Consider the following 25,653-nt stretch of genomic DNA (forward strand, 5'->3'; position numbering starts at 1 on the left):
ACCTCGTCCTTCATTATCGATTTATCCCTTGACTGTACCCTGTGAGCTTGGTTACATATTCCATGACATCGTTGTCAGGCACAACCCGTGCCAAGGAAACAGGAGATTCAATGTTGAGTTCCACAGCCCCGCGGACCGTCGCAACCCGTTTGTTCGCCCTCGGCGCCGTCCTGAGCCTCGGCACGCTCAGCCTGACGGCGTGCGGCGGAAGCCCCTCCTCCACCGGCTCCACCGGCGGTTCGTCGTCGGACAAGATCGGCGTCTCGCTGATCGTCAAGACCACCTCCAACCCGTTCTTCGTCTCCATGCAGGACGGCGCCAAGAAGGCCGCCGAATCCGGCGGCGTGGACCTCAAGCTGGCAGCCGGCAAGGCGGACGGCGACGAAGACACCCAGATCCAGGCTATTGAAAACGCCATCTCCAAAGGCGACAAGGGCATCCTGATCACGCCTAACGGCCCATCGGTTGTGGACGCGCTCAAGAAGGCGCGGGACGCCGGCCTGTTCGTCATCGCGCTGGACACGCCGCCGGACCCCGCGGACGCCGTGGACATCACGTTTGCCACGGACAACTTCGCCGCCGGCGAGCTCATCGGTAAGTGGACCGCCGCGCAGCTGGACGGCAAGAAAGCCACCATCGCGCTCGTGGACCTCTTCGATGACAAGGTGGTGTCGGTCGACTACAACCGGGACCAGGGCTTCTTGACCGGCCTCGGGATCGACACCGCGGACAAGAAGAAGAACGGCGACGAGGCCAAGACCGGCAAGTACACCGGCGGCAAGGGCGGCGACTACGAGATCGTCGGCAACCAGGCCTCGCAGGGCGCCGAGGACGGCGGGCGCACGGCCATGGAGACGCTGCTGTCCAAGAACCCGAACATCAACGTTGTCTACACCATCAACGAACCGGCCGCGGCAGGCGCCTTCGAGGCGCTGAAGTCGGCGGGCAAGGAAAAGGACGTCCTGGTGGTGTCCATCGACGGCGGCTGCAGCGGCGTGAACAACGTCAAGTCCGGCGTCATCGGCGCTACCGCCCAGCAGTACCCGGTCAAGATGGCCGAGCTGGGCGTGAAGGCCATCGTGGACCTTGCCAAGAACGGCACGAAGCCGTCAAACTCCGAGGGCCTGGACTTCTTCAACACCGGTGTGGAGCTGGTGACCGACAAGGCGGCGTCCGGCGTCAAGAGCATCACCACAGGTGATGCTGCCAAGATCTGCTGGGGCAAGTAGTCCCGTGACAGGAGCAATCGTGACACAGCAACAAACGGCGGGACCGCCCGGCGCCGGGCACGTTGACCTGGCCGAGGAGTTCCTGGACCGCCAGACACCCCTCAGCCGGATCCGCAACGTCCTGCACCGCTACCCGGCACTCAGCCCGGCCATCGTCCTGCTCGTGGCGGTGATCATCTTCGGACTTCTCAACGACCGCTTCCTGCGGGTGGAGAACCTGTCGCTGATCACCCAGCAGGTGGCCGTCGTCGGCACCCTGGCCATCGCGCAGACGCTGATCATCCTCACCGCGGGCATCGACCTTTCCGTGGGCGCCGTGATGATCCTGGCCTCCATGGTGGTGGCCCAGCTGGCCGTCGGCAGCGGGATGCCCGGGCCGCTCGCCCTGCTGGCCGGACTCGTCGTCGGCCTGGCAGCCGGTGCGCTCAACGGCTTCCTGGTGACGCGGTTCAGGCTCCCCCCGTTCATCGTGACGCTGGGAACCCTGAACATCTTCATCGCGCTGACCCTGCTGTATTCCGGCGGGTCCACAGTCCGCGGCTCCAGCATGCCGGCGCTGCTGACCTGGACGGGAAGCACCTTCCCCATCGGGCCGGTCCGGATTTCCACCGGTGTGGTGATGATGCTGCTGCTGTACGTGGTGGTCGCGTTCATTCTGGGTAAGACAGCATGGGGACGGCATGTGTACGCCGTGGGTGACGACAAGGAAGCCGCCCGGCTCGCGGGCATCCCGGTAAACCGTGTGCTCATGAGCGTGTACCTCGCCGCCGGCGCCGTCCTGGCCATCGGCGCCTGGATCCAGATCGGCCGGACCAACGCCGCCAGCCCCAACGCCGGCGTGGATCTGAACCTGGACTCCATCACCGCCGTCGTCATCGGCGGAACCAGCCTCTTCGGTGGCCGCGGCTCGGTCTGGGGATCACTCCTCGGTGCCCTCATCGTCGGCGTGTTCCGTAATGGCCTGTCCCTGGCCGGCCTGGACGTGCTTTACCAGACGCTCGCCGTCGGCATCCTGATCATCCTCGCTGTGTCCATCGACCAGTGGATCCGAAAGGTCAAGTCATGACCGCCACAGATATCCCGCCCACGAAGACGGAGACGCGCCAGCCGATCCTCCAGGCCCGGAACCTCGTCAAGACGTTCGGCCGGGTGGTTGGCCTGGACGGAGTCAGCCTGGACCTCTACCCCGGCGAAGTGCTGGCCGTCATCGGCGACAACGGCGCGGGCAAGTCCACACTGATCAAGTGCCTGACGGGCGCAGAGATCCCGGACTCCGGGGAACTGATGGTTTCCGGCCAGCAGGTCCATTTCAAGCGGCCGCAGGACGCCCGGGTACACGGCATTGAAACCGTGTACCAGAACCTGGCAGTCTCGCCTGCCTTGGACGTGGCCTCCAACCTCTTCCTGGGCCGGGAGGAACGCCTGTCCGGCCCGCTCGGCAAGATCTTCCGCGTCCTCGACACCAAAGGCATGCGCCGCAAGGCCAAGGAAGAGCTGAACCGGCTGGGCATCTCCACGCTGCAGGACGTGACAGTGCCGGTGGAAAACCTTTCCGGCGGCCAGCGCCAGGCGGTCGCGGTGGCAAGGGCCGCCGCGTTCGGCTCCAAGGTAGTTGTCCTGGACGAGCCGACGGCCGCGCTTGGCGTGCGCGAATCCAACCAGGTCCTGCAACTGGTCCGGGACCTGCGGGACCGCGGGCTCCCCGTGATCCTGATCAGCCACAACATGCCGCACGTGTTCGACGTCGCGGACCGCATCCACATCCAGCGGCTAGGCAAGTGCGCTGCCACCATCACACCGCAGTCCCACAGCATGACGGACGCGGTTGCCATCATGACCGGCGCAGCCACGGCCTAAAACACCCCCGCAGCATCCCCCAGCTCCGTCCGCGGACCGGACCACCGGTCCGCGGACGGCTTCACGAAAGAGACCAAATGTTAAACGCCGATACGCAGTCCTCCCCCGCCCGACGCCTCGATGTGGTTGTTGTCGGCGAGGCCCTGATCGACGTCGTCAGCCGTCCGGACGGCGACGTCGAACACCCCGGCGGCTCGCCGGCCAATGTCGCGTACGGGCTCGGGAGGCTGGGGGTCACCACCGGGCTGCTGACGGCAATCGGCGACGACGCCCGCGGCGCGGCGATCGAAGCCCACCTGGCGTCCGCGGGAGTGGAGCTGCTGCCGGGTGCCCGGTCCCTCGCGCGCACCGCATCCGCCACGGCCACCATCGCCCCGGACGGTTCGGCCAGCTACGTTTTCGATATCGACTGGAGGCTGGAACCGCTGGCCCCGGCATACCTTCCCAAAGTCCTCCACACGGGATCGATCGCCTCCTTCCTGGCGCCGGGCGCCGGCACCGTCCGGTCATTGCTGGAGCAGGCCCACCGGGAATGCATGGTCACCTACGACCCCAACATCAGGCCGGCGCTGCTCGGCAGCCACGCCGAAGCGAAGTCCGCGTTCGAGGAACTCGTCCCGCTGACCGACGTCGTCAAACTCAGCGACGAAGACGCGCAGTGGCTGTACCCTGGCCAGGATCTCGAGCAGACGGCGGAGCGGATCCTGCAGCTGGGCACGGGACTAGCCGTGATCACGGCCGGAGCCGAAGGGTCCCTGCTCCGCACCCAGGGGACACAGCTGAGCATTCCCTCCGTGACCACCTCCGTGGCGGACACCATCGGCGCCGGCGACTCCTACATGGCAGCCCTGATCCTGGGGCTCCTGACCCGCGGCACCGCCGGGCTGGCACCGGCAGTGCTCGAAACCATCGGCCGGACTGCATCGGCCGCGGCAGCCATCACAGTCAGCCGCCCCGGCGCCAACCCGCCCACGCTTGACGAACTCCGGGCCTCTCTGGACTCGGCGGCCGGGGATACGGCGGCTCAGGACGTGGCAGCCATCGGCGTGTAGCTGAAGGACCTGAGCGTCAGTGTTTTGTCCGTGGTCAGCGCCCTGACGCCCTTCGGGGCGCCCGCGGGGAAGACCAGCGAGCTCAGCGTTCTCTCACCGCCGTTCACGAACACCTCCACAGAGCTGTAGTCCACATAGATGCTGAGCCGGACCTGTCCGTCACGGGGAGCGGATTTGGCCCGCCGCACCGTGCCATATTCCGGCGCGAGGGCGGCGGTTTCCTTGGCGGCCCCGTCCCGGGAGACGAACGCCGTTTCTGATTCGAAGTCATAGCCCACGGTGGCGAAGACGCCGTTCTCGGCGAGGAGTTCCACCTTGGCTTCGGAGCCGTCGTCCCCGGCGGCCCTCTCGAGGGTCAGATCAAGCCGGTAGGCACCGCCGCCGGGTGCCGGCAGCCCGGCAGTACCGCCCGGAGTGAGTTTCCTGTCTTCCACAGTGACAGTGTCGCCGTCCAGTGACTTCAGTGCACTGGTCGGAGAGGAGACGAGGGTGGGCCTGCCGGAGACAGTCTTCAGCCGGATGTCCCTGACCACGGTATCGGTGCCGCCGTGCCAGTCCTCCGTGGGCAGCTTGCGTGCGTAGCTCCAGTTGTTCAGCCAGCCAATGGCGTGGCGGGCACCCATGCGCTGACCTTCCGTGAGCCGGGGGTCGTCCCAGGTCACGGCCGCGTAGAAATCGGAGCCCTCATCCAGCCACTGGTGCTTCTCTTCCGCCGGTGAGAACCGTGTGCCGTCCCAGGTGCCGGTCCAGTAGGCGACGCCGGTGGGCTTTCCTTCCTCGGCGCCGTTGGCGCTGGCGGCGAGCACCCATGTGCGTTTGGACGGATCGCCGTCGACGTCGAGCTGGAAGAGTTCGGGGCATTCGAGGACGCCCAGGCCATTGCCTTCAAAGCCCGAAAGGTAGCGCCACTCCTTCAGGTTCGAGGATGCGTACAGGCCGATCTTCCCGCCCTCCGCCAAAGCCATGACCCATTGCTTGTTGGCTTCATCGCGGATGATCTTGGGGTCGCGCCAGTCCTTCTCTCCGGGATTGTCCATCACGGGGTTCCCGTCATAGGCCTTGAAGGAATACCCCTTGTCGGTGGAATAGAACAGCGACTGCCGCTGGATGCCTTCGTCCTGCTGGGTCATGACCGCAATCACAGCGCCCTTGCCGAAGCCGGCGGAGTTCTCGTAGTCCACCACGGCGCTGCCCGTTTCGATGTCGCCCAGGCCGTTCTTGTACTTTTCGATGGCCACCCCTTCGTCTTTCCAGTGCACCAGGTCGGTGCTGGTGAGGTGGTACCACTCGGTGCCGTTCCCCTCGGGGTAACCGGAGTTGTAAAGGTAGTAGTAGTGCCACAGGCCGTCCAGCCAGAAGGGCCGCTGGGGATCGTTCATCCAGTTTTCCCGGGGTGTGATGTGGTAGCTGGGCCGGTAACCGGAGGCGCCCGCCGGGCGTTCGAACGCCGAGGCTGCCGGCGCAGGCAGCTCCGGCGCTGCCCCCAGGTCAGCCAGCATGGCACCCACCGCTGCCGGGGTGATGCAGTCCGGCAGCGGAATTTCGTCGGAGCCCGCCCGCACCACCTGGTCCCGCACGCTGGACCGCGCAAAGACGTCCTGTCCCACCCTCGCGGCGGCCACCCAGCCACCGGCACATTCGATGCTGCGGAGATCTGTGACTCCGGAGGTCCGCAGCGGATGCGCCAGCTCTTCCAGGCTGCGGTCTCCCCCCGTCAGCCAGAATGAGCCGAAACGGCCTGTGTCCTTCTTGGCCTCCGCCTGGGCGCTGGCAACGTCAGCCAAGGCTTCCTCCGCCGGGTTCCGCGGGTCCGGCCGCGACACCGCCCCGACCACGATGGCCACGGCCACCAGCACGAGCGCCAGGGCCGCGGCCACGGTTGCCCAAAAGGCGCGCGGCGTGAGCTTGCTGGGAAGAAACCTGAGTGACATGTCCACCGATCATCGTGACGCACGAACGCCGGCGCCGGTTTCAAGCCGGCGCCGGCGTTCGTGGATACTGGTCTGATTTCCCTCGATTTTACAGGGGACGCAGCTCGGTGTTCCCGCCGGGACCTCGGACGGCGCTGTGCGGGGACCTAGGCGTCGGCCTCTTCGAACTCCACCGCGGCAACAATTTCCTTGGTCGAGGGGCTGATCATGTAGGCCTCCTCGTCGTCCTCAACCATGATGAAATCACCATGGTTGGTGGTGAAGTGCCAGGCGAGGGTGGTCTCGCCGTTGTGCTCGTAGTTGGGATCGCCCATGGTGATTTTCCGGAGCTCCTGGCCCGCGACGTCGCACAGTTCGCGGATGATCAGTTCGAACTCCGGCGCGTTCTCAAGAGCCTCTTCCGCCGCTTCGGCCTGGCGTTCGGCCAGGTTGGGGATCTGCGCCACGCGCTCGGCGATGTGCAGCTCCAGCTGCTCGTCGTCCAACAGCAGCAGGCCTTCCTGGCTGCGGAGCCACGCGGCGTTGAGGGCAAGGATGTCCTCGGTTTCCAGCAGAGACTCGAATTCTTCGTCTAGCTCTTCGAGTTCCCGGACCGCCTCTGCTGACCGGTCCGCCTCCGCGGAGGCGGACCCGCCGTCGTCATCGGTGCTGTCTCCGTCAGTGTCTTCACTGTCGACACCGGCAAGGACGTCCGTATCCCCATCCAGGTATGCATCGGCGTCGTCTTCGGAGAGGGCATCAAACGCAGCGACCGTGCGGTTGAACAGCTCAAGATGGGCAGCGGCGCCCATCCCGTCCAGGCCTTCACGGACGTAGGCGTCGATCTCTTCGCGCTCCGGCACCGTGAAGACGTACTGCGCAAAGCCGCCGGCCAGCGCCTGGGTGAGGTAGAAGTCCACGTAGTAGCTGCGCAGGGCGTTCGGCGCGATTTCCGGAGCGTCGAGCAGTTCCTCGTACATGGCGTTGACCACCGTCACATTGGAATCAACCACCTCCTCGTTGGCCGTCTCGGTGCTGCCGGTTGTCAGGACGACGGGGTGCTTGCTGGCGGGCTGACCGGTGCTCATGGGAAATCCTCACTGCTGAAAGCGGGTGGTACTCAGGACCCTTTCACGCTATGCGGCGGACCAGTCGGCGGGTTGGAGGGGAGTTGAACGTTGGGCGAAGTTTCAGGGCCTCTCCCGGCTCGGTAAGATGGATCAGATAACCTGCAGATTTTTGACCTGCTGAAAGTAGCGCGCACCATGCCATCCCAACCGGACGAGAGTGCGGCACTGGCAATACAGACCCCCGCGATCAACGACCGCTCCCTCGCGGCCGGACTCGCCTACGCCATGGGCAGCCGGGTCTCGGGGATTTCCTTCGATGCCGCCACCGGCCTGATGCTCGGGAAGGTCCGCGGCGGCTCCGACGCACCCTACTCAACCACCGCGAAGCTGGTCCGGAAGGCCGGCGGCTGGAGCTGCACCGTGGGTGTGTGCAGCTGCCCGGTGCGCAAGGACTGCAAGCACGTGGCCGCGCTGCTGTTCGCTGCGGAGGACAACCCGGCCACCCGCGTCCAGCTCCTGGCCCCGGCCGAGTCCACGCGGCTGTCCCGCGAGCCCGTGGCGCTGGAGATGCCTGACTGGGAGCAGGCCCTGGGCCCGCTCATCGCCCGGCCTGGCATCACGCAGTCCACCAACGGCATCCCGCTGGCGCTGCAGTTCGACGTCGAAGAACCCGCCCCGCACTTCTCCTACACCGGCCGCCGTGATCCGCTCCGCAGCGTCCGCCAGCTCAAGGCGCGCCCCGTGATCATGGGGGCCAAGGGCAAGTGGATCCGCGGCGACGTCTCCTGGAACACCCTCAGCTACCTGAATTACCGGCGGGAATGCAACGAGGCGCATGTTGAGTGGATGCAGGAATTCCTCGCTTCCCATACCGCCCTCGCCAACCGGCAGCACAATTCCACCGCGCCGTGGCTGGGCCTGAACACCTACGCCGGGAAAAACATGTGGAGCCTGCTGGTGCAGGCCCGAAAGATCGGCGTCGCGCTGGTCCATGCCCGCGGGCTGGAACCGGTGCGGTTCGTGGAGGATCCGGCCGCCGTCGGACTCAATCTGACCCGCAGCGGGACCCCCGTTGAGGGCGAAGGCGCCGCTGCCGGCGGGAAAACGCCCGACGACGGCGGGCTGACGCTCGCGCCCACCATCACCGTTGAGGGCGAAGTGGTGGATCCGGCATCGGTGGGGACAATCGGCAGGCCTGCGCACGGCATCTTCCTGACCTCCGGCGGGGATGGCCTGCCGGGAGTGGCCACAGACTCCGTCATCACGCTCGCTCCCCTGGAAAACGGGCTCAGCGAGGAACTCCTGACATTCGTCACCGCGGGCAGTACCCTGCACATTCCGGCGCGCGACGAGACCCGGTTCCTCACCGGTTTCTATCCCAAGCTGAAGCAGGCTGCCCGGGTCACCGCATCGGACGAGTCGGTGGAGCTGCCCACGCTGGCCGTTCCCACGCTGTCCCTCCTGGCCAACTACGGCGCCGACCATAAAGTGCGGCTGCACTGGGAATGGCACTACAAGTCCGGAAACCTGGTCACGGCGCAGCCGCTGTGGCGGCACCCGGGCGACCACGGCTACCGTGACGACCCCACGGAAGCCCGCATCCTTGAGACGGTGGGCCAGCCCTGGGAAACAGTGCCGAAACTGGGCGAATCTGCCACCGGCGGCTGGGGCACGCCGCGGCTGGCAGCGTCGGCCGAACTGAGCGGCCTGGACACGCTGACGTTTACCGAGGAAGTCCTCCCCCGGCTCCGCAACACCCCCGACGTCGTGGTGGACACCGCGGGCGACATCGCCGATTACCGCGAGGCCGAGGAAGCTCCGGTGGTGGCCATCTCCACCAAGGCCACCGACAGCCGCGACTGGTTCGATCTGGGCATCGTGATCACCCTCGAGGGCCAGCCCGTGTCCTTCGCGGCACTGTTCTCCGCCCTTGCGGCTGGCGAAACACGGATGCTCCTGCCCAGCGGCGCGTACTTCTCCCTGGACCTGCCCGAACTGCACCAGCTGCGGGCACTGATCGACGAAGCCCGTTCGCTTCAGGACAACAAGGACGCGCCGCTGCAGATCAGCCGCTTCCAGGCCGGGCTCTGGGACGAGCTGGCACACCTGGGCATCGTGGACGAGCAGGCAGCCGCCTGGCGCGACGCCGTGGGCGGACTGCTGGAAGGCGGCATAAACGGGCTGCCCCTGCCTGCGGCGCTGAACGCCGAGCTGCGCCCGTACCAGCTGGAGGGTTTCAACTGGCTGAGCTTCCTCTACAAACACGGCCTGGGCGGGGTGCTGGCCGATGACATGGGCCTGGGCAAGACCGTCCAGGCGCTGGCGCTGATCTGCGCCGCGAAAGAGCACACCCGGGTTCCGGACGGAACAGCTGACGGAGGAAAGGCAGCCTCCGACGGCGCCGCCCCGCCCGCCTCCCCGGGTTCCGCTCCCTTCCTCGTAGTGGCCCCCACCAGCGTGGTGGGCAACTGGGAAGCCGAAACCGCACGCTTCGCCCCCGGGCTTACGGTCAAGGCCATCGGCGAAACCTTCGCCAAGAACGGCGTGGACCCGGCCGAGGCCATGGCCGGCGCTGACATCGTGATCACGTCCTATGCCCTGTTCCGGATCGACTACGAGGCATATGCGTCACGGGAATGGTCCGGCCTGGTGCTGGACGAGGCCCAGTTCGTGAAGAACCACCAGTCCAAGGCATACCAGTGTGCGCGCAAGCTGCCGGCCGTGTTCAAGCTGGCCATCACCGGCACCCCGCTGGAGAACAACCTGATGGAGTTCTGGGCCCTGACGTCGATCGTGGCGCCGGGCCTGTTCGCGAGCCCCAAGCGGTTCGCCGAGTATTACCAGAAGCCGGTGGAGAAGAACGGTGACAAGGGGCAGCTGGACAAGCTCCGCCGTCGGGTCCGTCCGCTGATGATGCGCCGCACCAAGGAGCAGGTCATCCACGACCTGCCGCCGAAGCAGGAGCAGATCCTTGAGGTGGTGCTTAACCCGCGCCACCAGAAGGTGTACCAGACGCACCTGCAGCGGGAACGCCAGAAGATCCTGGGCCTCATTGACGACGTCAACAAGAACCGCTTCACCATCTTCCAGTCCCTCACCCTGCTGCGTCAGCTGAGCCTGGATGCGTCGCTGGTGGATCCCTCGCTGTCCGGTGTCCGGTCCAGCAAACTGGACGTGCTGTTCGAACAGCTGGAGGACCTCGTTGCCGAAGGGCACCGGGCGCTGATCTTCAGCCAGTTCACCGGTTTCCTGGGGAAGGTCAGGGAGCGGCTCGTCGAAGAGAACATCGAGTTCTGCTACCTCGACGGCGGCACCCGCAACCGGTCCGATGTGGTGAACGAATTCAAGAACGGCTCCGCACCGGTGTTCCTGATCAGCCTCAAGGCCGGCGGCTTCGGCCTGAACCTGACCGAGGCGGACTACGTGTTCCTGCTGGACCCCTGGTGGAACCCGGCCTCCGAGGCGCAGGCCGTGGACCGCACCCACCGGATCGGCCAGGCCCGCAACGTGATGGTCTACCGGCTGGTGGCCAAGGACACCATCGAGGAAAAGGTCATGGCGCTCAAGGCCAAGAAGTCACAGCTGTTCGCCGACGTGATGGAGGGCGATGCGCTCTCCGGCGGTTCCCTGACGGCCGAAGACCTGGCGGGGCTGTTCAACGACTGACGGTTAACAACGGGCGGTCAGCCCATCGCGGGCGCGAGGGACCTTCCCGGCGACAGCTGCTTCCGCGCCCAGCCGGCGAGCTTCTTGCCTTTGCCCTTCCACCAGTTGTCCTCGTCCTTGTCGTGGTGCAGGCGGAAGACGATCATCACCATCACGAAGACGCCCATGGCGACGTCCATCCAGGACCAGAAGACGGCGTCAACCAGAACGCTGACCCCCATGACCAGGACGGACGGCACTGCCAGTGTGCGGAAAACGGTGCTGGCCACGTAGCGCCGGTGGGACCTGGGCACGGACAGGGCGCGGACCATGTCGAAACAGAGGCACACCACCACCATTGTCTGGCCCAACGACAGCAGCACTTGCCCGGCCATGGACCCTGCGAACATGGCAACGGATGCCATTCCCGGGCTCATCGGACGTCACCGGCCGTTGCAGGACGCGGGCAGCACACCACGGGATTGCAGAGACCACACATAAGAAAACCCCCAGAGACCAGAAACTACGCTGTGAGACCCAGCTGTGCTCCATTCAAGCGGCTGCCGCTAAGGTGCGTCACGAGTAGCGTGTACTCTATTCTGCCCGGGCCGGCGCCTGGCGCCGATTCACGGGTACTCAGTTCGGCGCACCCCGCACCCGCGTTGGGCAGGATACAGGCGTGGCAAAGTTGACCCGGAGCAGCTACGCCGCCGTCCTCTTCGGATCCGCAGCGACACAATCCCCAAGGAGCAGAATGACCAACCAGCCGAATGCCCCAAGAATCCTGGTTGTCGGAGCCGGCGCCACCGGCGGATACTTCGGCGCGCGCCTGGCGCAGGCCGGCCGGGACGTGACCTTCCTGGTCCGCCAGGGGCGGGCCGCCACCCTGCGCCGGCGGGGACTCCGCATCACGGGACTGGGACGCGAAGACGTCATTGAACCTGCCCTGGTCACCGCGGCGGATATCAACAGCCCCTACGACCTGGTGCTGGTTACGGTAAAAGCCTCCGCCCTCCCCCAGGCACTGGCCGACGTGGCGCCGGCTGTGGGGCGGAGACAGTCATCATTCCGTTCCTCAACGGCATGGCCCACATGGACACGCTGGAAGCCGCTTTCGGCGCCGACCGCGTCTTGGGCGGGATCGTCAAGGTGGTCACAACCGTCACCGACGACGGTGACATCCTGCAGATGAATCCCCTGGCGACGCTCACGGTCGGGGAACAGCACGGCCCGCCGAGTGAGCGCGTCCTGCGGGCAGTGGAGCTCTTCACGGTGCCCGGGTTCAAGGCCTCGTCCACGGCGGATGCGTTGGCATCCATGTGGCACAAATGGGTCTTCATCGTCGCCGCTGGCGCCGTGACCTGCCTGATGCGGGGACCGGTGGGCGCCATTGTCGCGGTAGCCGGCGGGACGGAATTCGTGCACTCCGTCCTGGCCGAGGCCGGTGCCGTCGCTGCCGCCGCCGGCTTTCCGGTGCCGGACCACGAAGTCGAAATGTCCGTCGGCATACTTACGCAGCCGCGATCCACCTTCACGTCGTCCCTCTACCGCGACGTCGTTGCCGGGCTCCCCGGGGAGACCGAACACCTGCTAGGCGACTTCACCCGGCGGGCACGCCTCCTCGGGGCCGGCACGCCGCTGATCGACCTGGCCCTGATGCAACTCAGGGTCCACGCCGCCACCAGCTAGCGTGCCGCCCGCCGTTACTTTTTGAGGAACGCCAGGAGTGCGCTGTTGACCTCCGGCGCGTGGGTCCACAGCAGTCCGTGCGGGGCGCCCTCAATCTCCACGTAGTCTGCATCGGGCAGGGCTTCCTTGAAGCGGCGGCCGGTGACGTCGATGGGCAGGATGTTGTCCGCCGTTCCGTGCACAATGAGCGCGGGAACGTCGATCTTGGGGATGTCCTCGCGGAAGTCCGTCAGCCATGTCGGCTGCGCGGCAACCGAGGCGTGCGCGGAGGACCTGCTAGCCGTGGCCCAGCTGGCCCGCAGCGCTTCCTCGCTGAGGCGGCTGCCAAGTGTGTCGTCGGTGTTGAAGAAGTTCTTGAAGAACTCGGTGAAGAAGGCGTAGCGGTCTTCCTTCACGGCACCAAGCAGGCCGTCGAACACCTCCTGCGGGACGCCGTCGGGGTTGTCCGCCGTCTGCAACAGGAAAGGCTCGAGGGACGCGAGGAACACGGCCTTGGACACCCGGCCCGATCCGTAGGTGCTGAGGTAGCGGGCAACTTCACCGGTGCCCATCGAGAAACCCACCAGGACAGCGTCGGCCAGGTCCAGTTCCGTGAGCAGGACATTGAGGTCCGCCGCAAAAGTATCGTAGTCGAAGCCCTCAGTAGGCTTGCTGGACTTGCCGAACCCTCGGCGGTCGTAGGTGATCACCCGGTAGCCGGCTTCCAGCAGCGCGGCGGTCTGCCGTTCCCAGGACGCGCCGTCGAGCGGATATCCATGGATGAGGACCACCGGCTGTCCCTGTCCGTGGTCCTCGTAGTACAGCTCAACGGTGGTGCTGTTTTCTTTTCCGACAGAGACAAAGGCCATGTGGGCGTTCCTTCCGGGGCAGTGAAGACTGGCAGTGAACAGGCGTAACCATTCACTCTGTTCCGGCACGCTTCGCGTGTCAAGGAACGGCGCGCCGGCCCCACACCGGGCCAGGTGGAGGGGCGTCCGGTCAGCCGGAAGGGCGGGGACGCCACACCACGACGGCCTGGGAACGCGCGCGCGGCCGCTGGCCCCGTGCCAGGCTGACCACGTCGCCGGCAGTCCCGGCGGCGAAAATGCGTGAATCGAGAGGGCTGCGGCGCCGGCCCAGTTCCTCGGTCAGCTCGGCCACCCGGTGCTGCAGCGCAGCCACCTGGTTCTCCAGGTGCAGGATCCGCTTGATGCCCTCCAGTGACACCCCTTCGTGCGAGAGCCGCTGCACTTCACGGAGCATGTTCACGTCACGCTGGGAGTACCGGCGGGATTTTCCGGGGGCGCGGCTGGGCGAGACGATGCCAAGGCGGTCATACTGGCGCAGCGTCTGCGGATGCATGTCCGCCAGCTCCGCCGCCACGGAGATGACGAAGATCGGCTGGTCGAAATCGATGTCCATGCCCGGCCCCTCTCCTGAAACCCTGTCCCTGCCGCCGAGTCCGAGTCCTAGAGGCGCGCCTTGGCGGCCAGCCCGGCACGGACTTCGGCACCGGACGTTGCTGCGGCGAACGCCTTGACGGCTTCCTCCGCTTCCTTGTTCAGCTTCTGCGGAACCACGACGTCGATGGTCACCAGGAGGTCGCCCGTCGCCTTGGAGTGCTTGACCCCGCGGCCCTTGACCCGAAGGGTGCGTCCCGACGGCGTGCCCGCGGGAACCCGGACCTTGACCGTGTCGCCATCGATGGTGGGTACCTCGATGTCGGCACCCAAGGCGGCCTCCGGGAAGGTGACCGGAACATGGATGCGGAGGTTGTCGCCGTCGCGGGTGTAGAAGTCGTGGCCCTTCACGTTGACGGTGACCATGAGGTCGCCGTTGCCGGCGGGGCTGTACTGGCCCTTGCCACGGACACGGACCTTCTGGCCGTCCTTGATCCCGGCCGGAACACGGACGTCGATGACGTCCCCGTCGGGTTCACGCAGGCCGATGGTGGTGCCGCGGATGGAACCCGCGAATGAAATGGTGGTGGTCGCCGTGCGGTCGGCACCCTTTTGAGGGGCGCGCTGGAAGCCTGCGGGACCGCCTGCCCCGCCGAAACCTCCGCCGAACAGGTCGGCGAACTCAGGCGGGACGCCGCCTGCCGTGCTGAAGCCGCCCGAGTGACGGCCGGCATTGCCGGTGAACAGGCCGCCGAAGAGGTCCTCGAAGCCGCCGTTGGAACCGGCGCCGGCACCGTGCGGAGCGAAACGCGCTCCCCCTCCCATGGCACGGATCGCGTCGTATTGCTGCCGCTCATCGCGATCCGACAGCACCGAGTAAGCCTCGGAGATGTCCTTGAACTTCTTCTCCGAGGCGACGTTCCCCGCGTTGGTGTCCGGGTGGTGCTGCCGCGCCAGCTTCCGGTACGCCTTCTTGATGTCAGCGTCGGAAGCGTCCTTGGCGACACCAAGGATCGCGTAAAAGTCCTTGTCCACCCAATCCTGGCTAGCCAATGGCGTTTCCTTTCAGATTTGTTGCCGAGCTCTCCGCGATACATGGGCCCCCGCCCCTTCGCGTGGCGGCTCAGTCCTTACGGACCGAGCCGCCACGCTCCGGCAGGCCCGATGCCACTCCCGGGGCCCATGTATCGCTGCGAGCTTGTGTTCACCTCACCTTAGGCGAGAAAACCGCTGGCGCGGAGGCCGGGTATGGGGCGGCGGTGTGGAGGGCACCGCGAAGCGGGCACCGCCCCATATCCGGCGTAGCGCCTGGCGTGGCTACGCCGGAACAGCCACAATCACTTGCGCTGCCCGGAGGACACGTTCGCCGGACTTGTAGCCGGAGCGCAGGACCTGGCTGACGGTGTCGATTTCGACATCCGCGCCGGGCTGCTGGATGAGGGCCTCGTGGATGGTCGGATCGAACTCCACGCCGGTCTCATCGATGCGCACCAGGCCGTAGGTCTTCAGCGCGTTCTCCAGCTTGGCGGCGATCGCGGCGAACGGGCCGTCCGCCAGGTCGCCGTGCTGGCGGGCAGCATCGACGTCGTCCAGGACCGGAAGCAGCGAGTTCAGGACGCCGATGACGGCCATCTCCCCTGCCACGGCACGGTCGCGTTCCACGCGCTTGCGGTAGTTAACGTACTCGGCCTGCAGGCGGCGGAGATCGTTCCTGAGTTCCTCCGCTTCCTCCGCGCCTACGCCCTGGGCCACCGACTCCTCGGCCGGAACCTCAACGCTGTTGAGGATGTCCTCGGCCTGGGACAGTGCGTCCCCGGACCCGGAGTGCCCAGCGGCAGCGGGTTCCTGGTCAGGGTGGCGGGCCTGGCCGGTCTTCGGATCAACCTTGCGGTTGTCGTGGATCACCGGCTTCTGCGGCTCGTTCTCCTGGCGCTCGTTCTCCCGGCTGTCGCGGCCGTGGTCTTTGGAAGAGTTGTGCTCTTCCTCGTTACCGTGATGCGGCATGATTACTTCTTCTCGTCTTCGTCAACGATCTCGGCGTCGACGATATCTTCATCAGCCTTGGCGTCACCGGCGGGGGCGCCTTCTGCGCCTGCGGCACCCGTGGCACCGTCCGGCGAACCGGCCTGTGCGTAGATGGCTTCGCCGAGTTTACTCTGGGATGCCTGCAGCTTCTCAAAGGCGGTTTTTACGGCGGCGTCGTCGGCGCCTTCGAGGGCCTTCTTGAGGGCGTCGACGTCGGCCTTGACCTCGGTCTTGACCTCTTCAGGCAGCTTGTCGGCGTTGTCAGCGATCAGCTTGTCCACGGAGTAGGCGAGCTGCTCGGCCGTGTTGCGGGTGTCGGTTGCCTCGCGGCGGGCCTTGTCCTCGGCTGCGTGCTCTTCGGCGTCCTTGACCATGCGGTCAATGTCTTCCTTGGAGAGCGCGGTGCCGCCGGTGATGGTCATGGACTGTTCCTTGCCGGTGCCCTTGTCCTTCGCCGAGACGTGCACGATGCCGTTGGCGTCGATGTCGAAGGTGACCTCGACCTGCGGGACGCCGCGCGGAGCCGGAGCGATGCCGGTCAGCTCGAACGTGCCCAGCGGCTTGTTGTCGCGGGTGAACTCGCGCTCGCCCTGGAAGACCTGGATGGCCACGGACGGCTGGTTGTCGTCAGCGGTGGTGAAGGTCTCGGACCGCTTGGTGGGGATCGCCGTGTTGCGCTCGATCAGGTGCGTCATGACACCGCCCTTGGTTTCGATGCCGAGGGACAGCGGGGTGACGTCGATCAGCAGCACGTCCTTGCGCTCGCCCTTCAGGACACCTGCCTGCAGTGCGGCGCCGACGGCGACGACCTCGTCCGGGTTGACGCCCTTGTTGGGCTCCTTGCCGCCGGCCAGTTCCTTGACCAGGTCGTACACGGCGGGCATGCGGGTGGAACCGCCCACGAGGACGATGTGGTCGATCTCGGAGAGCTTGATGCCGGCTTCCTTGATGACGTCCTGGAACGGCTTCTTGGTGCGGTCCAGCAGGTCCTTTGTGAGGTCCTGGAACTTGGCGCGGGTGAGCTGCTCGTCCAGGTGCACCGGACCGTCGGGGGTGACGGAGAGGTACTGGAGCGAGACGTTGGTGCTGCTGGAGGAGGAGAGTTCCTTCTTGGCCTGCTCTGAGGCTTCACGGAGGCGCTGCAGGGCGATCTTGTCCTTGGACAGGTCGATGCCCTTGACCTTGAGCTGGTTCAGCAGGTAGTCGACAACGCGCTGGTCCCAGTCGTCGCCGCCGAGGTGGTTGTCACCGGCGGTGGAGCGGACCTGGATGGTGGAGAAGTTGTCTTCGTCCTTGCCCACTTCCAGCAGGGAGACGTCGAACGTTCCGCCGCCGAGGTCGAAGACCAGGATGAGCTCGTCTTCCTTGCCCTTGTCCAGGCCGTAGGCGAGTGCGGCCGCGGTGGGCTCGTTGACAATGCGGAGGACGTTGAGGCCCGCGATCTCGCCGGCTTCCTTGGTGGCCTGGCGCTGGGCGTCGTTGAAGTACGCGGGAACGGTGACCACGGCGTCGGTGACCTTTTCGCCGAGGTAGGACTCGGCGTCGTTCTTGAGCTTCATCAGGATGCGGGCGGAGATTTCCTGCGCGGTGTACTTCTTGTCGTCAATGGCGACGTTCCAGTCGGTGCCCATGTGGCGCTTAACCGAGGCGATGGTGCGGTCGATGTTGTTGACGGCCTGGCGCTTGGCGATCTCGCCGACCAGGACTTCGCCGGACTTGGAGAACGCAACGACGGACGGCGTGGTGCGGCCACCCTCGGCGTTGGCAATAACGGTGGGCTCGCCACCTTCGAGAACGGAGACGACGGAGTTGGTTGTTCCGAGGTCGATACCTACTGCACGTGACATGTGTTGCTTCCTTCTTTCCGTGGAAACGATCCGGCGCCGGGTCGCCGGGGTGGACGATTCAGGCTGGTCGAAATTCAGGCACGCCCACTGATTGAGCGATCTGCACTCAACTTTACCTACAGCCGGATTTAAGTCAATCCAAAGTTGAGCGAACTCGACTCAACTTTGGGTTTTAACGATGGAGGAGCCGGGCCAAAAAGCCGGGATTCCACGGTTTTCAGCCAGTACGACGGCGGCCGCGGTCCGGTTTCGCTGTGCGTGAACGGGCCCCGGGCAGGCAAAAGGCGGCCGGCTCCATCAGCCCGGCCGCCTCCTTCGCACAGTCACCGAAAGCCCCGTCGCGAACTGCCCAGTTGCGGTCGGCCCAGTACCAGTCCGGCCCTCAGTCGCGCGGTGCCGCGGTGTCCGTGCCGTCCTCGGCGTCGTTTTCCGGCGTCACGTCCGCCTCGTCATCGACGAGCCGGTGTTCCGCACGCTCGCCTGTGGTTCCCGCCGCGCCGTAATCGCCGTCGGAGTATTCCGCGTCATCGGCCGTGACGAGGTTCTCGCCCACAGTCCCGGCGTTGCCGTAGTCGCCGGACTCGTATTCGCCTTCCACGGCGCCGGCCGTTTCCTCCACGACGTCGCCGGCGGCGCCGTAGCTGCCATCCGGATAATCGCTTTCTGCGGCGGCTGCCGTTTCCTCGCCCGCGATGCCTGCGCTGCCGTAGTCGCCGTCGACGTACTGGCCGGGCTCACCTTCAACGATCGCATCCCGGTCATCGGCGGGGAGCTTTTCTGGTTCAAATTCGCTGTTCTCTGACACTGACGGATCCCTCCTGGAAGAATCGGACGCCCGGACGGGCGCACGGGCATTCTATCCATCCTTCCGGCGCTCCAATAGGGGCGCACGGCACTGGTCCCGGCCCGGTCTCCGGCCCGCAAACGGGCGGCGGGCGGCCACGAAAACGTGCCGCCCGCCGTCGTCCGTCACTGCTCAGTCCGTTACCTCTGTCCGTTATCTCAACTGCGCACGACCTCCAGCTCGATGGCCGTCCAGGACAGGGCAGGCAGTGTCGCGCGGACCTCTCCGCCGGCGGCCTTGACGCCCTCCAGCGGGGTGAGGCCGACAGCGTCGGGGTTCTCCTGCGTGTTGATGAGGAAGCGGTCCGCGCCGTCGGGAACCCGCAGTACGTCGGCCCGGATGACCTGCCGGGCGTCAAAGCCGCGGAGGACCACTTCGACGCCGGCAGCCTCCTCCAGCCCGCGGTTGGCAAGGAACAGCGCCATGCGCCCGGTTTCCTCGTTCCAGGTGGCGCTGACGTCCACGAGGTCTGTGTCGCCGAACTTCGCGTTGCTGTATTTGTCCGAATCCACCGCCAGCCGGAGGACCTGGCCGTGTGCCAGCTCGGCCATGCGGGCGAAGGGATGGAAGATGGTCTGCTTCCAGGCCGGCCCGTTTTCCTCGCTGAGAATGGGGGCGATCACGTTGACCAGCTGCGCCTGGTTGGCGATCTTGACGCGGTCGCCGTGCCGCAGGAGGGAGTTGAGGAAGGTCCCCACTACAACGGCGTCGGTCACGTTGTACTTGTCCTCGATGACGCGGGGGTGCTCGCGCCAGCCGTGCTTGCCCACTTCCTCGGGGCTGTCGGCGTCGCCGGGGCGGGTGTACCAGACGTTCCATTCGTCGAACGAGAGGTTGATGTGCTTCTTGTGCTTGCCCTTGGCCCGGACGGCGTCCGCCGTGGCGATCACGGATTCGATGAAGTAGTCCATGTCCACGGCGCTGGCCAGGAAGCTTCCGGCGTCGCCGTCGTGCTCCTGGTAGTAGGCGTGCAGCGAGACATAGTCCACCTGTTCGTAGGTGTGGGTCAGGACGGTCTGCTCCCACGCGCCGAAGGTGGGCATGCCCGAGTTGGAGCTGCCGCAGGCCACCAGTTCAATGTCCGGATCCACGAAGCGCATGGCTTTCGCCGCTTCCTGCGCCAGCCGGCCGTACTCCTCGGCCGTCTTGTGGCCGATCTGCCAGGGGCCGTCCATCTCGTTGCCGAGGCACCACAGCTTGATGTTGAACGGATCCTCGTGGCCATTCTTGCGGCGCAGGTCGGACAGCCGCGTGCCGGAGGGAATGTTGGCGTATTCCACCAGCTCGCGGGCCGCATCGACGCCCCGGCTGCCCAGGTTCACGGCTTCCATGACCTCCACCCCGGCTTCGCGGGACCAGTCCACGAATTCGTGCAGGCCGAAGGCGTTCGTTTCCAGCGTGTGCCAGGCGCCATCCAGCCGGCGCGGCCGGTCGGCCACCGGCCCGACGCCGTCCTCCCAGTTGTAGCCGGACACGAAGTTTCCGCCGGGATACCGCACCACGGTGGCGCCGAGCTCCTTGACGAGGTCCATGACATCGCGGCGGAAGCCGCGCTCGTCCGCCCGGGGATGGCCCGGTTCGTAAATGCCGGTGTAGACACAGCGTCCCATGTGCTCAACAAAGGATCCGAAGATCCGGCGGGGAACCTCGGCTACGGTGAAGTCGCGGTCAATGGTGATTCGTGCGCGGGACATTTTGTTCCTGTCCTAGGTGTGGTTTGCGGGGTTCCGGCTCAGGTGCCGGCGAGGCCGGTGGTGGCCACGCCCTTGATGATCTGCCGCTGGAAGAAGAGGAAAACGACGATCAGCGGCAGTGCCGCCAGCAGCGCGGACGCCATGTTCTGGGCGTACTGGATGCCGTAGGCGCTCTTGATGGTCTGCAGTCCCACCGGAAGGGTCAGCAGGGAGTTCTCGTTGGTGGCGATGAACGGCCACAGGAAGTTGTTCCAGGCTCCGATGAACACGAAGATCGCCACAGCGGCCAGGATGGGCCGGGACAGGGGCAGCACAATGGTGGTGAAAATCCGCAGCCTGCCGGCTCCGTCCATCAGCGCCGCTTCTTCGAGTTCCCGCGGAATCTGGTCGAAGAACTTCTTCAGCACGAACACCATGGGTGGGTGGATCACCTGGGGCAGGATCAGCGCCCAGTAGGTGTCGATCAGGTTCAGGGACTGCATCTGCTGGAACAGCGGGATGATCAGGACCGGCGGCGGAATGATGATGGACGCCACGATGACCCCCATCATCACGTTCTTGCCACGGAAGTCGATCCGCGAGATGGCGTACGCGGCGGACGCGGAAATCACCAGCGTGATGGCCGTGATGGCCACGGAGGTGAAGAGGGAGTTGAACGTCCAGGTGGGGATGTTGCCGCTGCCCAGCACCTTCGCGAAGGCGTCCAGGGTGAAGCCCGACGCCGGCAGCCAGGAAATGGGGGTGGCGGCGGCTTCGGTTTCGGTCTTGAGGGCCGTGACGGCCGCCCAGGCGAAAGGCACCAGCCACGCGACGGCGAGGACCGCGACGATGGCGGTGGCCACCACGCGGGACAGCGGCATTTTCCTGCGCCGGCCGGAAGTGCGGCCGGCGACGGCGGTTCCGGCCTGTACTGCCGGCCGGGGAAGTGTTTGGGTTGCCATGGCTATGCGCTCCTTTTCCGGGTGATGAACAGCTGCGCGAGCGAGATCAGCAGGATCAGCCCGAAGAAGATGTAGGAAATGGCGGCCGAGTACCCCAGCCGGTAACCGGTGAATCCGGCTTCGAAGATGTACTGCACCACGGGGCGGGTTGTTCCGCCGGGTCCGCCGCCGGTCATCTGGTAGATCTGGTCGAACACCTTCAGCGAGGCGAGGACCTGGAGGATCACGATCATCACCGTGGTGGGGCCCAGCTGCGGGAGCGTGATGGAGAAGAACTGCCGCCAGCCGCCGGCGCCGTCGAGCGATGCCGCCTCGTAGTGCTGCTGCGGGATGTTCTGCAGCGCGGCCAGGTACAACAGGAAGTTGAAGCCCACCGTCCACCAGACGGTGGCGATGACGATTGCCCACATGGCCACGGAGGGATCGTTCAGCCAGGCGACCGGCGGAAGTCCCAGCTTCATCAGGATGTCGTTGAACAGGCCCAGTTCCGGGTTGTACATCCAGGCGAAGAAGAGCGAGACCACTGTGGAGGCAAGCAGGAACGGCGAGAAGAAGGAGAGCCGCCACAGCCACTGCGCCGGCAGGCCCATGTTCACCAGGGCCGCGAGGGCAAGGGCGACGACCACGAGCGGGACAGTGCTGATCAGCGTGAAGTAGAGGGTGTTCCCGAGGGACCGCCACATGTCGGGGTCGGCGAAGGCTTCGCCGTAGTTGGCAAGGCCGATGAAGGTGTCATTGGCACCGGTCAGCGATTTGCCGGTCAGGCTCATGTAGGCGCCGGACATCATCGGCCAGACGAGGAACATCAGGAAGAAAGCCAGGAACGGGGCCATGAAGGCCCAGCCCTGCCAGTTTTCGCGCAGCCTGCGGCGCGGGGCGGAACGGTGCGGGACTGGATTGCCCGGTGCGGAAATACCCGGAACGGTGCGGGGCTGGCGCCTTTGCGGCGCGGCCAGGCGGGGCATGGTCATGTGGACTCCTTTGTCACAAAGGGCTGGTCAGACGGGGTTCGGTTTGGCAAGGAGGGCATCGATCCGGGCGATGAACGCGTCCCATCCCTCTGCGGACTTGATCCTGCCCAGGAAGACGTTCTGGACGTTCTCGGCAAAGTACTTCTGGAAGTCGGAGCCCGATCCGGTGAACCAGGCCTGGGGGTCGTAGTTGATGATGTCCGCCGCGTGGGCGTAGTGGGCCTGGGGAAACAGGGCTGCGTATTCCTTGGACCGCACCACCGGCTGGTATGCCGGGATGTGCCCGGCCTCCGCCCATTCGAGCGAGCCCTGGAGCATTGAGGCCACGAACTTGTAGACATCCCGCCGCTTCGTCTCGTCTGTCTTGGCCTGGTGTGGCAGGACGAACGCATGCGAATCGGCGAACGCGGCGGGAGTGCCGAAGAGCGTGGGAATGGTTGTCGCATCGAGCGGCACGCCGGCAGCCTTCATGGTGGGCAGCTCCCAGACTCCGGTGAACAGCATTCCCGAGCCCTGGCCGGCGAACTCGGCAATGGCGGTTCCGCCGTCGCCGCTCTTGGTGGCAATCGTGTCGTCCAGCATGGATTTGATGAATTCGAGGCAGTCGATGGCGACGTCCCGGTCCACCTGCGCCGGCTTGCCCGGTTCCAGCACCATGTCCGCACCGTGCTGTTTGTAGAACGTGTAGAACATCCGCCACATCTGGGCGCCGTCCCCGAGGAAGCCGTAGGAGAGTCCGTGCTTCCCGGTCACGCGCTGCAGTTCCCGCGCCACCTCCAGGAACTGCGAGGGGGACGAGATGCCGGTGAGCTGTCCGTTGGCGCCCAGGACTCCCGCCTTGCCGGCCACCTCGGTGTTGTAGAGCAGGATGAACGGATGCGAGTCCAGCGCGATGGAGAAGACTTTCCCGTCCAGCTGGCTCTTCTGCCAGATGCGCGCGGTGAAATCTTCGGGCCGGACGCCGTACTCGGCCAGGAGCCCCAGGTCCCATGCGTCCAGCAGGCCGCCCGGGGCGTAGCCGGGCACCCTCGCGGCGTGCATGATCGCCACCTCCGGCGGACGGCCGCCTGCAGATGCCATGGCCAGTTTGGTGTAGTACGGCGGACCCCAGGCGAGCACCGTGGGCTTCACGGTGAATTCCGGATGGGCTGCGTTCGCCCGGTCAATCATGGACTGCATCTTGATGCCGTCACCGCCGGAGAGCAGGTGCCAAAACCGAAGATCGTTCCCCGCCGCCTGGGCCGCACCTCCGCAGCCGGTCACGCTTGCTCCGAGGGCAAGGCTGCCTGCGAGCACACCGCCCCCGAGCAGCAATTGCCTGCGGCTCAATTGCATCGGTCGTGAATCAACTTGCTTCACCGTCACTCCTTTGGACGTAGCCGTTGGAAAGAATTGCCCACCGTTCGGCTGCTGGCGGCCCGCGGGCCGCCCCTGACGGCTGTGGGCTGAACCACACTTTATATCGTTGTAAATTGAGTTACAAGACATTTTTGTTAGCGTTCACAAATTGAGGGTTATTACGCCACTGGCTGATGTGGCGGGAGTCAGACGAGTCCGGCCACACCGGCCATTACTTGCAGGTGATGCTCGAACAGTTCATCCCTGGCCGCGAAGGTGCCCTCGCCGTACTGGCCAAAGACTTCGAAGCTGACGGCGCCGAAAAGCGAGGTCCAGACGAGTGCCCCGCGGGCAAGCAGCGCGTCCGGAACCGCCAGCCCGAGCTCCGCCCGGATCGACCCCAGGTCCGCCGCCAGGGCAGGCGGAATCGCGGCGGCAGGCGCGGAGCCATCATCCGGGGAGTTGCGGCGGCGAGACTTGTGGCGCAGGGACGTCTCATGCAGGGCGCCGGCACGCCAGCCGGCGTCGAAAATTGCCATCAGGCTGTAGACCACCCTGGTCCCGGGCGCTGTGGTGCGCTCCGCAGGGGCCCGGTAGCCGGGCACGGGACTGCCGAAGAGGAGGGCGTAGCGGGCGGGCTCGCGGACCGCCCAGCCGCGGGCGGCCCGCCCCAGCGCCAGGAAGCGCCCGGTGAAGTCCCCTTCCGGCAAGCGCCCGACGGCGGCATCCACCTCATCGCCCAGCTCGCCATAGGCGTCGATGAGCAGGAGCGTCAGCAGCTCATCCCGGTTTTCCACGTAGCGGTACACGGCCGAGGACACCACGCCCAGGTCCCGGGCGACAGCACGCAGCGAGAGCGCCGCGGCGCCGTGGACCGCCAGGTGTTCCCGGCCCAGCCGGACAATGTCGGCAACAGTCTGCGCCCTGGCACGCTGGCGCGGGGTGCGGAGCGCCGACGTCAGGGTCGGGGTCGGTGTCGGCGCCGAGGTCCCGCCGCTGGGTGCGGGTGCGGGTGCGGGTGCGGGTGCGGGTGCGGGTGCGGGTGCGGGTGCGGGTGCGGGTGCATCGTCGGCTGGCATGAGCCCAGCATCGCACATTTCAGAGCACTGTCAACAAAGGAGAACAGTGCTCTTGACAATTCATTTCCGGACGATCATTCTTGCTTCTGAGAGCACCGCTCTCGCCCATGTAGCGCATACTGATGCCGAGGAAAGAGAACCCAATGTCCGAACTGTATGTGGTCACCGGAGCCGGCCCTGTCGGCTGGACCGTCGCGGAGCAACTCGCAGCCCAGGGAAAGCGCGTGCGGCTCCTCACCCGCTCGGGCAGCGGCCCCGAACACCCACTGATTGACAGGATGCAGGTGGACGTCTCCAACCCAACGCTCCTCGGCCGGGCGTTCAGCGGTGCATCGGCTGTCTTCCACTGCATCCACGGCTCCGCCTATGCCGCGGATGCCTGGCAGCGGGAACTTCCCAAGGCCGAGGACGCTGTCCTTGCGGCGGCCGGCGCGGCGGGCGCCGTCGTCGTATTTCCTGAAAGCCTGTATTCATACAGCCGGCCGGACGCCGTGATGGCGGAGGACAGCCCGCGGGAGGCGCAGGGCGGCAAGCGCGGCGTCCGCACGGAGCTGCTGAAGGCCCGTGTAGCCTCCCCCACCAACACCGTCAGCGTCGTGGCGGGCGATTTCTTCGGCCCCCGGGTGCGGACCTCGCATGCCGGCGAAAGGATCGTGCCCGCGCTCCTGGCCGGGAAACGGCTGCTGGTGATCGGCAGCGCCGCCCAGCCGCATTCCTTCACCTACGTGCCGGACCTGGCCGCGGCCATGATCCGCGCCGCACAGACGCCGGCCCTGTGGAACCGGGTATGGCACGCGCCCACGGGTCCTGCCGTGACGCAGCGGCAGCTCGCGGAGGCCTTCGCAGCGGCCGGCGGCGTGCCTACGCCCCAGGTTGGCGCCATACCCGGCTGGTTGCTGCGGATAATGGGGCTGTTCGCCCCAGGAATGCGGGAGGTTGCCGAGATGCTGTACCAGTTCGAGCGGCCGTTCGTGATGGCCTCGCAGGCCAGCGAGGCCGCTCTGGGACTCCGTCCGACGCCGCTCCCGGAGGCGGCGGCGGCCACGGTGGCATGGTGGCGGGCGCAGGATTGAGGCTCCGGAC

At 66.2% G+C, this 25,653-nt stretch carries 21 protein-coding genes and 1 pseudogene; 8 read left to right on the top strand and 14 right to left on the bottom strand.

Annotated features, from left to right (window positions below; all coding sequences use genetic code 11):
* The first annotated feature begins 110 nt into the window (after positions 1-110).
* The 4 genes from FCN77_RS23970 to FCN77_RS23985 all read left to right on the top strand — a co-directional run bounded on the left by FCN77_RS23970 (position 111) and on the right by FCN77_RS23985 (position 4,138).
* Positions 111-1,229 carry a substrate-binding domain-containing protein gene (locus FCN77_RS23970; protein WP_137324296.1) on the top strand — a complete coding sequence of 373 codons (1,119 nt, stop codon included), beginning with the start codon at positions 111-113 and terminating at the stop codon, positions 1,227-1,229.
* Positions 1,230-1,248: 19 nt separating this feature from the next.
* Positions 1,249-2,295, top strand: coding sequence for an ABC transporter permease (locus FCN77_RS23975; RefSeq protein ID WP_137324297.1), 1,047 nt, complete (start codon positions 1,249-1,251; stop codon positions 2,293-2,295).
* Positions 2,292-3,086: an ATP-binding cassette domain-containing protein gene (locus FCN77_RS23980; protein ID WP_137324298.1), complete on the top strand. Its 795-nt coding sequence runs from the start codon at positions 2,292-2,294 to the stop codon at positions 3,084-3,086. Before FCN77_RS23975 ends, FCN77_RS23980 begins: the two co-directional genes overlap by 4 nt.
* 77 nt (positions 3,087-3,163) lie before the next feature.
* Positions 3,164-4,138 carry a carbohydrate kinase gene (locus FCN77_RS23985; protein WP_137324299.1) on the top strand — a complete coding sequence of 325 codons (975 nt, stop codon included), beginning with the start codon at positions 3,164-3,166 and terminating at the stop codon, positions 4,136-4,138.
* Here FCN77_RS23985 and FCN77_RS23990 read toward each other — a convergent pair.
* Together FCN77_RS23990 and FCN77_RS23995 are read right to left on the bottom strand one after the other, a co-directional pair.
* Positions 4,111-6,069, bottom strand: coding sequence for a glycoside hydrolase family 32 protein (locus FCN77_RS23990; protein WP_137324300.1), 1,959 nt, complete (start codon positions 6,067-6,069; stop codon positions 4,111-4,113). The two genes, FCN77_RS23985 and FCN77_RS23990, sit on opposite strands and share 28 nt — an antisense overlap.
* 146 nt (positions 6,070-6,215) lie before the next feature.
* Positions 6,216-7,136 (bottom strand): hypothetical protein, encoded by a 921-nt coding sequence (locus tag FCN77_RS23995; RefSeq protein ID WP_137324301.1) that lies wholly within the window; start codon positions 7,134-7,136, stop codon positions 6,216-6,218.
* Positions 7,137-7,313: 177 nt separating this feature from the next.
* On the opposite strand from FCN77_RS23995, the gene FCN77_RS24000 reads away from it, so the two are divergent.
* Positions 7,314-10,784: a DEAD/DEAH box helicase gene (locus FCN77_RS24000; RefSeq protein ID WP_137324302.1), complete on the top strand. Its 3,471-nt coding sequence runs from the start codon at positions 7,314-7,316 to the stop codon at positions 10,782-10,784.
* Between the two features lie 17 nt (positions 10,785-10,801).
* Here the strand turns inward: FCN77_RS24000 and FCN77_RS24005 are convergent, their stop codons facing one another.
* Complete coding sequence (locus FCN77_RS24005; RefSeq protein WP_137324303.1) at positions 10,802-11,188, bottom strand: hypothetical protein; 387 nt, start codon at positions 11,186-11,188, stop codon at positions 10,802-10,804.
* Positions 11,189-11,517: 329 nt separating this feature from the next.
* On the opposite strand from FCN77_RS24005, the pseudogene FCN77_RS27240 reads away from it, so the two are divergent.
* Both FCN77_RS27240 and FCN77_RS27245 read left to right on the top strand, forming a co-directional pair.
* Positions 11,518-11,924 (top strand): annotated as a pseudogene (locus tag FCN77_RS27240) (2-dehydropantoate 2-reductase N-terminal domain-containing protein); the annotation flags it as partial.
* A 207-nt stretch (positions 11,925-12,131) separates the two neighbouring features.
* Positions 12,132-12,452 (top strand): ketopantoate reductase C-terminal domain-containing protein, encoded by a 321-nt coding sequence (locus FCN77_RS27245; RefSeq protein WP_254679062.1) that lies wholly within the window; start codon positions 12,132-12,134, stop codon positions 12,450-12,452.
* Positions 12,453-12,466: 14 nt separating this feature from the next.
* On the opposite strand, the gene FCN77_RS24015 is transcribed toward FCN77_RS27245, so the two are convergent.
* From FCN77_RS24015 to FCN77_RS24065, 11 genes are all read right to left on the bottom strand, one after another.
* The gene (locus tag FCN77_RS24015) at positions 12,467-13,300 is read right to left on the bottom strand and encodes an alpha/beta fold hydrolase (RefSeq protein WP_137324304.1); all 834 of its coding nucleotides are present in this window, start codon (positions 13,298-13,300) and stop codon (positions 12,467-12,469) included.
* A gap of 130 nt (positions 13,301-13,430) precedes the next feature.
* Positions 13,431-13,853: a helix-turn-helix transcriptional regulator gene (locus FCN77_RS24020; protein WP_137324305.1), complete on the bottom strand. Its 423-nt coding sequence runs from the start codon at positions 13,851-13,853 to the stop codon at positions 13,431-13,433.
* A 47-nt stretch (positions 13,854-13,900) separates the two neighbouring features.
* Positions 13,901-14,884, bottom strand: a complete 984-nt coding sequence (locus tag FCN77_RS24025; RefSeq protein WP_175417380.1) for a DnaJ C-terminal domain-containing protein — start codon at positions 14,882-14,884, stop codon at positions 13,901-13,903.
* A gap of 264 nt (positions 14,885-15,148) precedes the next feature.
* Positions 15,149-15,835, bottom strand: a complete 687-nt coding sequence (locus FCN77_RS24030) for a nucleotide exchange factor GrpE (protein WP_137324306.1) — start codon at positions 15,833-15,835, stop codon at positions 15,149-15,151.
* 2 nt (positions 15,836-15,837) lie between these two features.
* Positions 15,838-17,703 carry a molecular chaperone DnaK gene (gene dnaK, locus FCN77_RS24035; RefSeq protein ID WP_137324307.1) on the bottom strand — a complete coding sequence of 622 codons (1,866 nt, stop codon included), beginning with the start codon at positions 17,701-17,703 and terminating at the stop codon, positions 15,838-15,840.
* 382 nt (positions 17,704-18,085) lie between these two features.
* On the bottom strand, positions 18,086-18,508 hold the full coding sequence (locus tag FCN77_RS24040) for a hypothetical protein (protein ID WP_175417381.1): 423 nt from the start codon (positions 18,506-18,508) through the stop codon (positions 18,086-18,088).
* A 197-nt stretch (positions 18,509-18,705) separates the two neighbouring features.
* Positions 18,706-20,241 (bottom strand): alpha-N-arabinofuranosidase, encoded by a 1,536-nt coding sequence (locus FCN77_RS24045; protein ID WP_137324308.1) that lies wholly within the window; start codon positions 20,239-20,241, stop codon positions 18,706-18,708.
* Between the two features lie 38 nt (positions 20,242-20,279).
* Entirely contained in the window at positions 20,280-21,182 is a 903-nt protein-coding gene (locus FCN77_RS24050; protein WP_137324309.1) for a carbohydrate ABC transporter permease, read from the bottom strand.
* Between the two features lie 2 nt (positions 21,183-21,184).
* Positions 21,185-22,147 (bottom strand): carbohydrate ABC transporter permease, encoded by a 963-nt coding sequence (locus tag FCN77_RS24055; protein ID WP_137324944.1) that lies wholly within the window; start codon positions 22,145-22,147, stop codon positions 21,185-21,187.
* 33 nt (positions 22,148-22,180) lie between these two features.
* Complete coding sequence (locus FCN77_RS24060; RefSeq protein ID WP_137324310.1) at positions 22,181-23,512, bottom strand: extracellular solute-binding protein; 1,332 nt, start codon at positions 23,510-23,512, stop codon at positions 22,181-22,183.
* Between the two features lie 185 nt (positions 23,513-23,697).
* Positions 23,698-24,570, bottom strand: coding sequence for a TetR/AcrR family transcriptional regulator (locus FCN77_RS24065; RefSeq protein WP_137324311.1), 873 nt, complete (start codon positions 24,568-24,570; stop codon positions 23,698-23,700).
* 143 nt (positions 24,571-24,713) lie between these two features.
* On the opposite strand from FCN77_RS24065, the gene FCN77_RS24070 reads away from it, so the two are divergent.
* On the top strand, positions 24,714-25,643 hold the full coding sequence (locus FCN77_RS24070; RefSeq protein WP_137324312.1) for an NAD-dependent epimerase/dehydratase family protein: 930 nt from the start codon (positions 24,714-24,716) through the stop codon (positions 25,641-25,643).
* Positions 25,644-25,653: the final 10 nt, after the last annotated feature.

Source organism: Arthrobacter sp. 24S4-2, from assembly GCF_005280255.1.
Classification (GTDB): domain Bacteria; phylum Actinomycetota; class Actinomycetes; order Actinomycetales; family Micrococcaceae; genus Arthrobacter.

Bases quoted from the DNA above. Each gene is read 5' to 3' on its own strand.
- FCN77_RS23985 (WP_137324299.1), top strand. From the start codon at position 3,164: ATGTTAAACGCCGATACGCAGTCCTCCCCCGCCCGACGCCTCGATGTG.
- FCN77_RS24005 (WP_137324303.1), bottom strand. From the start codon at position 11,188: ATGGCATCCGTTGCCATGTTCGCAGGGTCCATGGCCGGGCAAGTGCTG.
- FCN77_RS24055 (WP_137324944.1), bottom strand. From the start codon at position 22,147: ATGCCCCGCCTGGCCGCGCCGCAAAGGCGCCAGCCCCGCACCGTTCCG.
- FCN77_RS23995 (WP_137324301.1), bottom strand. From the start codon at position 7,136: ATGAGCACCGGTCAGCCCGCCAGCAAGCACCCCGTCGTCCTGACAACC.
- FCN77_RS24065 (WP_137324311.1), bottom strand. From the start codon at position 24,570: ATGCCAGCCGACGATGCACCCGCACCCGCACCCGCACCCGCACCCGCA.
- FCN77_RS24045 (WP_137324308.1), bottom strand. From the start codon at position 20,241: ATGTCCCGCGCACGAATCACCATTGACCGCGACTTCACCGTAGCCGAG.
- dnaK (WP_137324307.1), bottom strand. From the start codon at position 17,703: ATGTCACGTGCAGTAGGTATCGACCTCGGAACAACCAACTCCGTCGTC.
- FCN77_RS24070 (WP_137324312.1), top strand. From the start codon at position 24,714: ATGTCCGAACTGTATGTGGTCACCGGAGCCGGCCCTGTCGGCTGGACC.
- FCN77_RS24000 (WP_137324302.1), top strand. From the start codon at position 7,314: ATGCCATCCCAACCGGACGAGAGTGCGGCACTGGCAATACAGACCCCC.
- FCN77_RS23980 (WP_137324298.1), top strand. From the start codon at position 2,292: ATGACCGCCACAGATATCCCGCCCACGAAGACGGAGACGCGCCAGCCG.
- FCN77_RS24050 (WP_137324309.1), bottom strand. From the start codon at position 21,182: ATGGCAACCCAAACACTTCCCCGGCCGGCAGTACAGGCCGGAACCGCC.
- FCN77_RS23970 (WP_137324296.1), top strand. From the start codon at position 111: ATGTTGAGTTCCACAGCCCCGCGGACCGTCGCAACCCGTTTGTTCGCC.
- FCN77_RS24015 (WP_137324304.1), bottom strand. From the start codon at position 13,300: ATGGCCTTTGTCTCTGTCGGAAAAGAAAACAGCACCACCGTTGAGCTG.
- FCN77_RS24030 (WP_137324306.1), bottom strand. From the start codon at position 15,835: ATGCCGCATCACGGTAACGAGGAAGAGCACAACTCTTCCAAAGACCAC.
- FCN77_RS23990 (WP_137324300.1), bottom strand. From the start codon at position 6,069: ATGTCACTCAGGTTTCTTCCCAGCAAGCTCACGCCGCGCGCCTTTTGG.
- FCN77_RS24020 (WP_137324305.1), bottom strand. From the start codon at position 13,853: ATGGACATCGATTTCGACCAGCCGATCTTCGTCATCTCCGTGGCGGCG.
- FCN77_RS27245 (WP_254679062.1), top strand. From the start codon at position 12,132: ATGCGGGGACCGGTGGGCGCCATTGTCGCGGTAGCCGGCGGGACGGAA.